At 51.2% G+C, this 11,998-nt stretch carries 12 protein-coding genes and 1 rRNA gene; 8 read left to right on the top strand and 5 right to left on the bottom strand.

What is annotated here, in order from left to right:
* On the top strand, positions 1 to 197 hold a 197-nt coding region (locus ACJHXA_RS23015), incomplete at its 5' end, for a hypothetical protein (RefSeq protein WP_097495224.1).
* Positions 198 to 251: 54 nt separating this feature from the next.
* Here ACJHXA_RS23015 and ACJHXA_RS23010 read toward each other — a convergent pair.
* The gene (locus ACJHXA_RS23010) at positions 252 to 1,133 is read right to left on the bottom strand and encodes a LysR family transcriptional regulator (protein ID WP_000365855.1); all 882 of its coding nucleotides are present in this window, start codon (positions 1,131 to 1,133) and stop codon (positions 252 to 254) included.
* Positions 1,134 to 1,235: 102 nt separating this feature from the next.
* Between ACJHXA_RS23010 and eamB the strand changes: the two genes are divergently transcribed.
* A complete protein-coding gene (gene eamB / locus ACJHXA_RS23005; RefSeq protein WP_000189206.1) occupies positions 1,236 to 1,823 on the top strand; it encodes a cysteine/O-acetylserine transporter in 588 nt (195 codons plus the stop codon).
* 54 nt (positions 1,824 to 1,877) lie between these two features.
* Here eamB and grcA read toward each other — a convergent pair whose 3' ends face one another.
* Positions 1,878 to 2,261, bottom strand: a complete 384-nt coding sequence (grcA, locus tag ACJHXA_RS23000) for an autonomous glycyl radical cofactor GrcA (protein ID WP_000627807.1) — start codon at positions 2,259 to 2,261, stop codon at positions 1,878 to 1,880.
* Positions 2,262 to 2,565: 304 nt separating this feature from the next.
* On the opposite strand from grcA, the gene ung reads away from it, so the two are divergent.
* Positions 2,566 to 3,255: a uracil-DNA glycosylase gene (ung, locus tag ACJHXA_RS22995; protein ID WP_001262723.1), complete on the top strand. Its 690-nt coding sequence runs from the start codon at positions 2,566 to 2,568 to the stop codon at positions 3,253 to 3,255.
* A gap of 47 nt (positions 3,256 to 3,302) precedes the next feature.
* Here ung and ACJHXA_RS22990 read toward each other — a convergent pair whose 3' ends face one another.
* A complete protein-coding gene (locus ACJHXA_RS22990) occupies positions 3,303 to 4,340 on the bottom strand; it encodes a tRNA/rRNA methyltransferase (protein WP_000997411.1) in 1,038 nt (345 codons plus the stop codon).
* 206 nt (positions 4,341 to 4,546) lie between these two features.
* Here ACJHXA_RS22990 and trxC point away from each other — a divergent pair, with 206 nt between their 5' ends.
* The 5 genes from trxC (at position 4,547) to ACJHXA_RS22965 (ending at position 10,263) form a co-directional block, all read left to right on the top strand.
* The gene (gene trxC, locus ACJHXA_RS22985) at positions 4,547 to 4,966 is read left to right on the top strand and encodes a thioredoxin TrxC (protein ID WP_001098726.1); all 420 of its coding nucleotides are present in this window, start codon (positions 4,547 to 4,549) and stop codon (positions 4,964 to 4,966) included.
* A gap of 68 nt (positions 4,967 to 5,034) precedes the next feature.
* A complete protein-coding gene (gene tapT, locus ACJHXA_RS22980) occupies positions 5,035 to 5,733 on the top strand; it encodes a tRNA-uridine aminocarboxypropyltransferase (RefSeq protein ID WP_000138184.1) in 699 nt (232 codons plus the stop codon).
* 31 nt (positions 5,734 to 5,764) lie between these two features.
* The gene (patZ, locus tag ACJHXA_RS22975) at positions 5,765 to 8,425 is read left to right on the top strand and encodes a peptidyl-lysine N-acetyltransferase PatZ (protein WP_000082949.1); all 2,661 of its coding nucleotides are present in this window, start codon (positions 5,765 to 5,767) and stop codon (positions 8,423 to 8,425) included.
* A gap of 113 nt (positions 8,426 to 8,538) precedes the next feature.
* On the top strand, positions 8,539 to 9,894 hold the full coding sequence (gene pssA / locus ACJHXA_RS22970) for a CDP-diacylglycerol--serine O-phosphatidyltransferase (protein ID WP_000949265.1): 1,356 nt from the start codon (positions 8,539 to 8,541) through the stop codon (positions 9,892 to 9,894).
* A gap of 45 nt (positions 9,895 to 9,939) precedes the next feature.
* Positions 9,940 to 10,263 carry a YfiM family lipoprotein gene (locus ACJHXA_RS22965; protein ID WP_001300818.1) on the top strand — a complete coding sequence of 108 codons (324 nt, stop codon included), beginning with the start codon at positions 9,940 to 9,942 and terminating at the stop codon, positions 10,261 to 10,263.
* Here ACJHXA_RS22965 and kgtP read toward each other — a convergent pair.
* Complete coding sequence (gene kgtP / locus ACJHXA_RS22960) at positions 10,260 to 11,558, bottom strand: alpha-ketoglutarate permease (protein ID WP_000841103.1); 1,299 nt, start codon at positions 11,556 to 11,558, stop codon at positions 10,260 to 10,262. The two genes, ACJHXA_RS22965 and kgtP, sit on opposite strands and share 4 nt — an antisense overlap.
* A gap of 325 nt (positions 11,559 to 11,883) precedes the next feature.
* Positions 11,884 to 11,998: ribosomal RNA gene (gene rrf / locus ACJHXA_RS22955) — 5S ribosomal RNA — on the bottom strand.

Genomic DNA, 11,998 nt, shown 5'->3' with positions numbered 1-11,998 from the left:
CCGGTAGCGGCGTAAAAATCGCGGAAGGGATGAAAAAAACAGCGCCTGACGGCGCTGTGTCTGGCATGCCTGCAATCCGGGAAACCGGACCAGGAAAAAACTTGCAGGCCATAACAGTATCTACGTGGCTCATGCAATATATTGAATTTTCACGATCTTGTAGGCCGGATAAGGCGTTCACGCCGCATCCGGCATGAATAAAGCGCACTTTGTCGACAAGTTAAATGCCGGGTTTAATCCCGACATTATTTTTATCCAGCCACAAAACTCTCTTCAACACACTGAATAAAAGTGTGCATCGCCGGGCTAACCGCTTTTCCAGCATGGTGTGCGCACATGGCCGTAATGGTCTGCGACTGTTCGCCAAAAGGCAATTCAATTAATTCTCCGCTCTCAAGCTCTTTTTCCACCGCAAAGCGGGGCAAGTAACTGACACCGATATTCGCCGCGACACAACGTTTGATACTTTCAATGCTTAACAGCTCAATGGTGTTTTCCACCGTGATCCGCCGCTGACGCAGCGTGCTCTCAAATATCTGCCGGAAGACACATTGCGGTTCGTTGATAATAAAGCTACAGGCGTTATGTCTTCCCGGCTCAGTAAAATCGACATCTGCAATTTGCGGTGAAGCCACCAGCACCAGCGATTGTTCACCCAACTCTCGTCGGTTCAGGGCATCATCATTCCCTACGCGATAAAAGACGCCGACATCGGCCTCATCATTCAGTAGCGCATCACGGATCACGTAACAGTTCAGCGACTGCAACGATAAACGCACTTTTGGTGCGCGTTGCCGAAAACGCTGCAACACCTGCGGCATTCGGTAAGAGAGCAACGTTTCGCCCGAAACAACGCGTAGTTCCCCGTCCGGATCCGACTCTTTTTTCGCAGCCTCACGAAGCGTATCCATCACTCGGGTAAGTTCATAGATGTGCGGCAGCAACTTTTTTCCTTCGCGGGTAAGGCACATTCGTCGACCAATTTTCTCAAACAATTGTACCGAGAACTCCTGCTCAAGCTGCTGAATATGAAAAGTCACCGTCGATTGTGTACAGCACAATTTTTGCGAAGCTCGCAAAAAGGAACCCTCTTCCACCACGGTTTTAAGTGTAATAAAACGGCGCAGATCCATAACCCCAAACCTATCGAAAATATCGAATTTAGAATGTAAAAACATTCATTTTTTTAAATGTTCCGTGTCGGGTACTGTCTACCAAAACAGAGGAGATAACAAGTGACACCGACCCTTTTAAGTGCTTTTTGGACTTACACCCTGATTACCGCCATGACGCCAGGACCGAACAATATTCTCGCCCTTAGCTCTGCTACGTCGCATGGATTTCGTCAAAGTACCCGCGTGCTGGCAGGGATGAGTCTGGGATTTTTGATTGTGATGTTACTGTGTGCGGGCATTTCATTTTCACTGGCAGTGATTGACCCGGCAGCGGTACACCTTTTGAGTTGGGCGGGGGCGGCATATATTGTCTGGCTGGCGTGGAAAATCGCCACCAGCCCAACAAAGGAAGACGGACTTCAGGCAAAACCAATCAGCTTTTGGGCCAGCTTTGCTTTGCAGTTTGTGAACGTCAAAATCATTTTGTACGGTGTTACGGCACTGTCGACGTTTGTTCTGCCGCAAACACAGGCGCTAAGCTGGGTAGTTGGCGTCAGCGTTTTGCTGGCGATGATTGGGACGTTTGGTAATGTGTGCTGGGCGCTGGCGGGGCATCTGTTTCAGCGATTGTTTCGCCAGTATGGTCGCCAGTTAAATATCGTGCTCGCGCTGCTGCTGATCTATTGCGCGGTACGCATTTTCTATTAATTAAAAAAGCGGAAGAGGTCGCCCTCTTCCGCTTAGTAACTTGCTACTTAAGCCTTACAGGCTTTCAGTAAAGGTACGAGCGATAACGTCGCGCTGCTGTTCCGGAGTCAGAGAGTTAAAGCGAACTGCATAACCTGATACACGGATGGTCAGCTGCGGATATTTTTCCGGATGCTTAACTGCATCTTCCAGAGTTTCACGACGCAGAACGTTAACGTTCAGGTGTTGACCACCTTCAACGCGAACTTCTGGTTTCACTTCTACTGGAACTTCACGGTATTCAATGTCACCCAGTTTGCTTACTGCAACCACTTCATCTTCTGCATAACCTGCTTTTGCAACGATGCAACGCGCTTCGCCTTTTTCGCTGTCCAGCAGCCAGAAAGAGTTCAGCAGATCGTCGTTAGCGGCTTTAGTAATCTGGATACCTGTAATCATGTGATGCCTCCCCGGCAAAATTATTTGATTTATTCAGCCTGTCGCGGCCAATTGGTAAAACCATTGTTGCTTGAGTGTATATATACTCCTCAACAACCCTTGATTCCTTGATTTAAATCAATAAAAACCACACATCGATTGTGGTCGCAAATGGATTTTATTGTTTTACATCAACTTATGCGGGTGTGAAATTTTACCAATTTACATTTTTTTGCACTCGTTTAAGTCTAAAAAATGAGCATGATTTTGTTCTGTAGAAATAAGCAGTTAAGCTAGGCGGATTGAAGATTCGCAGGAGAGCGAGATGGCTAACGAATTAACCTGGCATGACGTGCTGGCTGAAGAGAAGCAGCAACCCTATTTTCTTAATACCCTTCAGACCGTCGCCAGCGAGCGGCAGTCCGGCGTCACTATCTATCCACCACAAAAAGATGTCTTTAACGCGTTCCGCTTTACCGAGTTGGGTGACGTTAAAGTGGTGATTCTCGGCCAGGATCCTTATCACGGACCGGGACAGGCGCATGGGCTGGCATTTTCCGTTCGCCCCGGAATCGCCACTCCTCCGTCACTGCTGAATATGTATAAAGAGCTGGAAAATACTATTCCGGGCTTCACCCGCCCTAATCATGGCTATCTCGAAAGCTGGGCGCGTCAGGGCGTTCTGCTGCTCAATACTGTGTTGACGGTTCGCGCAGGTCAGGCGCATTCCCACGCCAGCCTCGGTTGGGAGACGTTTACTGATAAAGTCATCAGCCTGATTAACCAGCACCGCGAAGGCGTGGTGTTTTTGTTGTGGGGATCACATGCGCAAAAGAAAGGGGCGATTATAGATAAGCAACGCCATCATGTACTGAAAGCACCGCATCCGTCGCCGCTTTCGGCGCATCGTGGATTCTTTGGCTGCAACCATTTTGTGCTGGCAAATCAGTGGCTGGAACAACGTGGCGAGACGCCGATTGACTGGATGCCAGTATTACCGGCAGAGAGTGAGTAAATTTGCGGGGAAATGCCGGATGGCAGAGTTGCCACCCGGCTGATTTATCAGGCTTTATTCTGACGCCACCATTCACCAAGCAAAACGCCGGTTGCGACAGAGATATTCAGCCCGGCAACGTTGCCCGTACCGTCAATCTTCACGCGCAGATCGTTCGGATCGCGTGCGGCATCCGGTAACCCTTCATATTCCTGACCCAGCACCAGTACCATTTTCGCTGGCAGACTGGTTTTGAACAGCGGTTTACCCTGCTCGCTGGAAGTGGTCACTACGGTGTAACCTGCCTGACGGAAATCATCCAGCACGTTAACAATGTTGTCGCCAGTAATCGGCTGAACGTGCTCTGCGCCGCCTTCTGCGGTACGGATAGCCGCCCCCGACTCCAGCAGTGCCGCATCCTGCACCACAACGCCTTTCACGCCGAAGTGCGCGCAGCTGCGCATCATGCCACCCAGGTTATGCGGGTTAGATTCGTTTTCCAGCGCCAGTACACAATCCTGCGCGCCTGCCTGGCTTACCCACTGCTGCACGGTTGTACCGTTACGCTTTTTGATCAAGAAGCAAACGCCGCCGTGATGTTCCGTGCCTGACGCTTTTGTCAATTCTGCTTCATCCACCACATGGTACGCTTTGCGGTTTGCCGCCATCCAGCGCAAGGCTTCTTTAAAACGTGGCGTTACGCTCTGGATAAACCAGGCGCGAACAATCGCTTCCGGACGGCTCTGGAACAGTGCCTGACATGCATTTTCGCCGTAGACGCGGGTTTCTTCCGCACGCTGACGACGCAAAACTTCTGGATCAATATAACTTTTACCACTGATGCCACCGTGATCGGCCTTTTCCGGCGTCTCATCACCCGGCGCGCGGGAAACCGTGCGCCACGGCGAATCTTCCCACTTGCGGTCACGGGGCTGACTCTGTTTGTCATCGCGGGCGGGGCGACGGCCACCGTCAGCACGAGATTTTCCTGGACGCCCGCCCCCTTTCCCGGTACGCGGGTTGTGGGTACGTTTATCAGAATCATCATCACTGCGGACATACATCACTTTGACCTTGCCGCTTTTACCTTTCATTTCATCGTTCATGCTTTTCTCCACCAGCGCTGCGCGAAGCGCGCAGATTACCCGAAGTCCGCGCGGTTCGCCATGATTTCGTACCAAAGCCTGCGACTATCATACCTATTGAATAAAACAGATTGTTGTCTGGAACAATGTCCCCGATAATATGTAACATATTAGAAACATACCGGCGTCGTTGCCGATAAGTCTCCTTACTCATCCCGAGGTTAGTTATGAATACCGTTTGTACCCATTGTCAGGCCATCAATCGCATTCCCGACGATCGGATCGAAGATGCGGCAAAATGCGGACGCTGCGGTCACGACTTGTTTGACGGAGAGGTGATTAATGCGACCGGTGAAACACTCGACAAATTGCTGAAGGATGATCTACCTGTGGTGATCGACTTCTGGGCACCGTGGTGCGGCCCCTGCCGTAATTTCGCACCAATTTTTGAAGATGTCGCGCAAGAGCGTAGCGGTAAAGTGCGCTTTGTGAAAGTGAATACCGAAGCTGAACGTGAATTGAGCAGTCGCTTTGGAATTCGTAGTATACCGACGATCATGATTTTCAAAAACGGTCAGGTTGTCGACATGCTTAATGGCGCAGTACCGAAAGCGCCGTTCGACAGCTGGCTGAACGAATCTCTTTAATCTTACCGGGGCGCATCTTGTGCCCCGTTTTCTCCTCTGCGACAATGGCGTTTTTTCGACGCTCTCTTATGACCGAAAACGCTGTTCTCCAGTTACGCGCCGAGCGTATTGCGCGCGCAACACGTCCTTTTCTTGCCCGCGGTAATCGCGTTCGTCGCTGCCAACGCTGTCTTTTGCCAGAGAAATTATGTCTCTGTTCGACAATTACCCCAGCACAAGCAAAAAGTCGCTTCTGTTTGCTGATGTTCGACACCGAGCCAATGAAGCCCAGTAATACCGGGCGTCTGATTGCTGATATTTTGCCTGATACCGTTGCGTTTCAATGGTCGCGTACCGAACCCTCGCAGGATTTGCTGGATCTGGTACAAAACCCGGACTATCAACCAATGGTGGTCTTTCCCGCCTCGTATGCTGATGAGCAACGGGAAGTGATCTTCACACCACCTGCCGGTAAGCCACCGCTGTTTATCATGCTCGATGGTACCTGGCCGGAAGCTCGCAAGATGTTTCGTAAAAGTCCGTATCTGGATAATCTTCCCGTCATTTCCGTCGATCTTTCCCGGCTTTCTGCCTATCGCCTGCGTGAAGCCCAGGCTGAAGGCCAATATTGTACTGCCGAGGTAGCCATCGCACTGTTAGATATGGCCGGCGATACCGGGGCGGCGGCAGGGTTAGGCGAGCATTTTACCCGCTTTAAAACACGCTATCTGGCAGGAAAAACGCAACATCTGGGTAGCATCACAGCAGAACAGTTAGAAAGCGTTTAAAATCATTCGGTCACTTCTGCGGGAGACCGGTATGAGTCAGCGAGGACTGGAAGCACTACTGCGACCAAAATCGATTGCGGTAATTGGCGCATCGATGAAACCCAATCGCGCAGGTTACCTGATGATGCGTAACCTGCTGGCGGGAGGCTTTAACGGACCGGTACTCCCGGTGACGCCAGCCTGGAAAGCGGTGTTGGGTGTGTTGGCCTGGCCGGATATTGCCAGCTTGCCCTTTACACCCGACCTTGCGGTTTTATGTACTAATGCCAGCCGTAATCTTGCTCTTCTGGAAGAGCTCGGCGAGAAAGGCTGTAAAACCTGCATTATTCTTTCCGCCCCGGCATCGCAACACGAAGATCTCCGCGCCTGCGCCCTGCGCCATAACATGCGCCTGCTAGGACCAAACAGTCTGGGTTTACTGGCTCCCTGGCAAGGTCTGAATGCCAGCTTTTCGCCTGTGCCGATTAAACGCGGCAAGCTGGCGTTTATTTCACAATCGGCTGCCGTCTCCAACACCATCCTCGACTGGGCGCAACAGCGTGAGATGGGCTTTTCCTACTTTATTGCGCTCGGCGACAGCCTGGATATCGACGTTGATGAATTGCTCGACTATCTTGCGCGCGACAGTAAAACCAGCGCCATCCTGCTCTATCTCGAACAGTTAAGCGACGCGCGACGCTTTGTTTCGGCGGCCCGTAGTGCCTCGCGTAATAAACCGATTCTGGTGATTAAAAGCGGACGTAGCCCGGCGGCACAGCGACTGCTCAACACGACGGCAGGAATGGATCCGGCGTGGGATGCGGCTATTCAGCGTGCCGGTTTGTTGCGGGTACAGGACACCCACGAGCTGTTTTCGGCGGTGGAAACCCTTAGCCATATGCGCCCGCTGCGTGGCGACCGGTTGATGATTATCAGCAACGGTGCTGCGCCTGCCGCGCTGGCGCTGGATGCCTTATGGTCACACAATGGCAAGCTGGCAACGCTAAGCGAAGAAACCTGCCAGAAACTGCGCGATGCACTGCCTGGACATGTGGCAATCTCTAACCCGCTCGATCTGCGCGATGACGCCAGCAGCGAGCATTATGTCAAAACGCTGGACATTCTGCTCCACAGCCAGGATTTTGATGCGCTGATGGTTATTCATTCACCCAGCGCAGCGGCTCCCGCAACAGAAAGCGCGCAAGAATTAATTGAAGCGGTAAAGCATCATCCCCGCAGCAAATATGTCTCTTTGCTGACGAACTGGTGCGGCGAGCACTCCTCGCAAGAGGCACGACGTTTATTCAGCGAAGCCGGGCTGCCGACCTATCGCACGCCGGAAGGCACCATCACCGCGTTTATGCATATGGTGGAGTACCGGCGTAATCAGAAGCAACTACGCGAAACGCCGGCGTTGCCCAGCAATCTGACTTCCAATACCGCAGAAGCGCATCTTCTGTTGCAACAGGCGATTGCCGAAGGGGCTACGTCGCTCGATACCCATGAAGTTCAGCCTATCCTGCAAGCGTATGGCATGAACACGCTCCCCACCTGGATTGCCAGCGATAGCACCGAAGCGGTGCATATTGCCGAACAGATTGGTTATCCGGTGGCGCTGAAATTGCGTTCGCCGGATATTCCACATAAATCGGAAGTTCAGGGCGTAATGCTGTACCTGCGTACAGCCAATGAAGTCCAGCAAGCGGCAAACGCTATTTTCGATCGCGTAAAAATGGCATGGCCGCAGGCGCGGATCCACGGCCTGTTGGTGCAAAGTATGGCTAACCGGGCTGGCGCTCAGGAGTTGCGGGTTGTGGTTGAGCACGATCCGGTTTTCGGGCCGTTGATCATGCTGGGTGAGGGAGGTGTGGAGTGGCGTCCTGAAGATCAAGCCGTCGTCGCACTGCCGCCGCTGAACATGAACCTGGCCCGCTATCTGGTTATTCAGGGGATCAAAAGTAAAAAGATTCGTGCGCGCAGTGCGCTACGCCCATTGGATGTTGCAGGCTTGAGCCAGCTTCTGGTGCAGGTTTCCAACCTGATTGTCGATTGCCCGGAAATTCAGCGTCTGGATATTCATCCTTTGCTGGCTTCTGGCAGTGAATTTACCGCGCTGGATGTCACGCTGGATATCGCGCCGTTTGAAGGCGATAACGAGAGTCGGCTGGCAGTGCGCCCTTATCCGCATCAGCTGGAAGAATGGGTAGAATTGAAAAACGGTGAACGCTGCTTGTTCCGCCCGATTTTGCCAGAAGATGAGCCACAACTTCAGCAATTCATTTCGCGAGTCACCAAAGAAGATCTTTATTACCGCTACTTTAGCGAGATCAACGAATTTACTCATGAAGATTTAGCCAACATGACGCAGATCGACTACGATCGGGAAATGGCGTTTGTAGCGGTACGACGTATTGATCAAACGGAAGAGATCCTCGGCGTCACGCGTGCGATCTCCGACCCTGATAACATCGATGCCGAATTTGCTGTGCTGGTTCGCTCGGATCTCAAAGGGTTAGGCTTAGGTCGACGCTTAATGGAAAAGTTGATTACCTATACGCGAGATCACGGACTACAACGTCTGAATGGTATTACGATGCCAAACAATCGTGGCATGGTGGCGCTAGCCCGCAAGCTCGGGTTTAACGTTGATATCCAGCTCGAAGAGGGGATCGTTGGGCTTACGCTAAATCTTGCCCAACGCGAGGAATCATGAGTAAGGTACTGGAAATGTTGACCACTTAATCGGGACTGGTGTTATTATTGCCCGCTTATGTCGTCTGCATTGCACAGAGGACCCTTCAATGAACAGAGAAGAAATGCACTGTGATGTTGTCAAAATTTAAGCGTAATAAACATCAACAACACCTTGCCCAACTACCCAAGATTTCTCAATCAGTTGATGATGTCGATTTCTTTTACGCTCCCGCCGACTTCCGGGAGACGCTGCTGGAAAAAATAGCCAGCGCGAAGCAGCGCATTTGCATTGTCGCCCTGTATCTCGAACAGGATGACGGTGGCAAAGGCATTCTGAACGCGTTGTATGAAGCTAAAAGGCAGCGTCCGGAACTGGATGTGCGGGTGCTGGTCGACTGGCATCGTGCACAACGTGGACGCATTGGCGCTGCGGCATCTAACACTAACGCTGACTGGTACTGCCGCATGGCGCAGGAAAATCCGGGCGTAGATGTTCCGGTTTATGGCGTTCCAATCAATACCCGTGAAGCCCTTGGTGTTCTGCACTTTAAAGGCTTTATCATCGACGATAGCGTACTTTATAGCGGTGCCAGCCTGAACGATGTTTACCTGCATCAGCACGATAAATATCGCTACGACCGTTATCATCTTATCCGTAACCGTAAGATGTCAGACATTATGTTTGAATGGGTTACACAGAATATTATGAATGGCCGCGGCGTTAATCGTCTGGATGATGTTAATCGGCCAAAAAGCCCGGAAATCAAGAACGATATTCGTCTGTTCCGCCAGGAGCTGCGTGATGCCGCTTATCATTTCCAGGGCGATGCCGACAACGATCAGCTTTCCGTAACGCCGCTAGTGGGGCTGGGGAAATCGAGTCTGTTGAACAAGACCATTTTCCATCTTATGCCTTGTGCCGAGCAGAAACTAACCATCTGTACGCCATACTTCAACCTGCCAGCAATCCTTGTGCGCAATATTATCCAGTTGCTGCGCGAAGGGAAAAAGGTCGAAATTATTGTTGGTGATAAAACCGCGAACGACTTCTACATTCCGGAAGATGAACCTTTCAAGATAATTGGCGCATTGCCTTATCTCTATGAGATCAATCTGCGTCGTTTCCTGAGCCGTTTGCAGTATTACGTCAATACTGACCAGCTAGTGGTTCGGTTATGGAAAGATGACGACAACACCTATCACCTAAAAGGGATGTGGGTTGATGATAAGTGGATGTTGATCACCGGTAATAACCTGAACCCGCGCGCCTGGCGTCTGGATCTGGAAAACGCCATTTTGATCCACGATCCGCAACTTGAGCTGGCGCCACAGCGAGAGAAAGAACTGGAGCTGATCCGCGAGCATACCACCATCGTTAAGCACTATCGCGATCTGCAAAGTATTGCCGATTATCCGGTGAAGGTTCGTAAACTCATCCGCCGTTTGCGCCGTATCCGCATCGACCGATTAATTAGCCGCATCCTGTAATCACAACCCCGTCCTGTACGGGGTTTGTTTTTTGGAGGCCACGTTTTGCGTATTCTTTTTGTCTGTTCGCTATTGTTACTTTCTGGATGCAGCCATATGGCTAACGATAGCTGGAGCGGGCAGGATAAAGCTCAACACTTTATCGCCTCGGCGATGCTTTCCGCCGCCGGAAATGAATATTCACAGCATCAGGGGATGAGCCGGGATCGCAGTGCCATGTTTGGATTGATGTTCTCTGTCAGTTTGGGGGCGTCAAAAGAGCTTTGGGATAGCCGCCCCGAAGGGAGCGGCTGGAGCTGGAAGGATTTGGCCTGGGATGTCGCCGGTGCAAGCACCGGCTATACCGTCTGGCAACTGACCCGTCACTAAAGACGCATCCCCTTCCCTTTGCGATGTAGCATCAAAGAAACCAGAAACGCCACCACGGCCATCAAGGTCACATACCAGAAGAAGGCTGTTTCCATTCCTATTGATTTCAGCGACAACGCTACGTACTCCGCCGAACCACCAAATATAGCATTAGCGACCGCATATGACAGGCCAACGCCTAATGCGCGAACCTGTGCCGGGAACATCTCAGCCTTCAGTATTCCACTGATTGATGTATAAAAACTCACTATCAGCAGGGCACACATCACCAGACCAAAAGCGGCATAAGGCGAGGAAACGTTTTGCAATGCTGAGAGAATAGGAACGGTAAAAATGGCTGCCAGCGAACCGAAACATAACATTGAGGTACGGCGACCAATCTTATCCGACAGCGCGCCAATGAGTGGTTGAATAAGCATGAATACAAACAATGCGGCAGTCATAATGCCACTCGCCACGTTGGCATGCATTCCCGCAGTATTTACCAGATACTTCTGCATATAAGTGGTGAAGGTATAGAAACAAAGGGAGCCCGCAGCGGTAAAACCGAGAACCATGATGAATGCACGGCGATTGCGCCATAATCCTTTCAGAGATCCAGCTTCTTTTAAAGCGCGCGTTTCTTGTTGCGAAGTTTCATCTAACTGACGACGTAACCACAACGCCACAACAGCTAACACAGCTCCTAACGCGAAAGGAATACGCCATCCCCACTCTCTGAGTGCAGCGTCTTCCATGGTGTGTTGTAAAACCACGACAACCAGTAGGGCTAGCAGTTGTCCGCCGATCAACGTCACATACTGAAATGATGCGTAAAAACCTTTGCGCCCTTCAACGGCAACTTCACTCATATAGGTGGCGCTGGTGCCATATTCTCCGCCAACGGATAATCCCTGAAATAAACGCGCGAGAAGCAATAATGCCGGAGCCCACGTACCTATAGTTTCATAACCTGGGAGGCAGGCGATAACCAGCGATCCGAAACACATCATACACACCGATAACAGCATCGATTTTTTGCGACCATGTTTATCGGCTATGCGGCCAAATAGCCAACCGCCTATTGGGCGCATCAGGAATCCCGCAGCAAAAACACCTGCTGTTTGTAGTAGTTGAGTCGTCGTGTTCCCGGAAGGGAAGAAAATGTGGGCAAAGTAGAGTGAACAGAACGAGTAGACATAGAAATCGAACCACTCGACCAGATTACCTGAAGAGGCCCCCACAATCGCCCAAATGCGGCGACGAGTATCACTACTTGTCAGTTTGCTGTCTGCCGTTACAGTACTTTCAGCCATGCCATTATGTCTCCTGCCGTAATCCGATGCTTTTGTCGGTCGCTTTTATCTATTTCTTTTGGTAAAGAAAATGTTATACATTTGTTGCGTATCATTATGCAACCTTAACCATGAATTTAGTTAGCAGGAAAATGGTTATTGAGGAGCTTAAGGATAAATTTCTGGTAAGGAGGACACGTATGGAAGTAGGCAAGTTGGGGAAACCGCATCCGTTGCTGAATCTGGCATATGTGCGAGTATAAGACGCGCAGCGTCGCATCAGGCATTTTTTTCTGCGCCAACGCAAAAAGGCCATCGTGACTGATGGCCTTTCGCTTAATTTGATGCCTGGCAGTTCCCTACTCTCGCATGGGGAGACCCCACACTACCATCGGCGCTACGGCGTTTCACTTCTGAGTTCGGCATGGGGTCAGGTGGGACCACCGCGCTACGGCCGCCAG

Source organism: Escherichia sp. WS33, from assembly GCF_046486385.1.
Taxonomy (GTDB): domain Bacteria; phylum Pseudomonadota; class Gammaproteobacteria; order Enterobacterales; family Enterobacteriaceae; genus ECMA0423.
This window is presented reverse-complemented; position numbering and strand designations above follow the sequence as displayed.

Excerpts from the sequence above, each read along its gene's own strand:
- kgtP (WP_000841103.1), bottom strand. The coding sequence starts at position 11,558 with ATGGCTGAAAGTACTGTAACGGCAGACAGCAAACTGACAAGTAGTGAT.
- grcA (WP_000627807.1), bottom strand. The coding sequence starts at position 2,261 with ATGATTACAGGTATCCAGATTACTAAAGCCGCTAACGACGATCTGCTG.
- pssA (WP_000949265.1), top strand. The coding sequence starts at position 8,539 with ATGTTGTCAAAATTTAAGCGTAATAAACATCAACAACACCTTGCCCAA.
- patZ (WP_000082949.1), top strand. The coding sequence starts at position 5,765 with ATGAGTCAGCGAGGACTGGAAGCACTACTGCGACCAAAATCGATTGCG.
- ACJHXA_RS22990 (WP_000997411.1), bottom strand. The coding sequence starts at position 4,340 with ATGAACGATGAAATGAAAGGTAAAAGCGGCAAGGTCAAAGTGATGTAT.
- tapT (WP_000138184.1), top strand. The coding sequence starts at position 5,035 with ATGACCGAAAACGCTGTTCTCCAGTTACGCGCCGAGCGTATTGCGCGC.
- ung (WP_001262723.1), top strand. The coding sequence starts at position 2,566 with ATGGCTAACGAATTAACCTGGCATGACGTGCTGGCTGAAGAGAAGCAG.
- ACJHXA_RS23010 (WP_000365855.1), bottom strand. The coding sequence starts at position 1,133 with ATGGATCTGCGCCGTTTTATTACACTTAAAACCGTGGTGGAAGAGGGT.
- trxC (WP_001098726.1), top strand. The coding sequence starts at position 4,547 with ATGAATACCGTTTGTACCCATTGTCAGGCCATCAATCGCATTCCCGAC.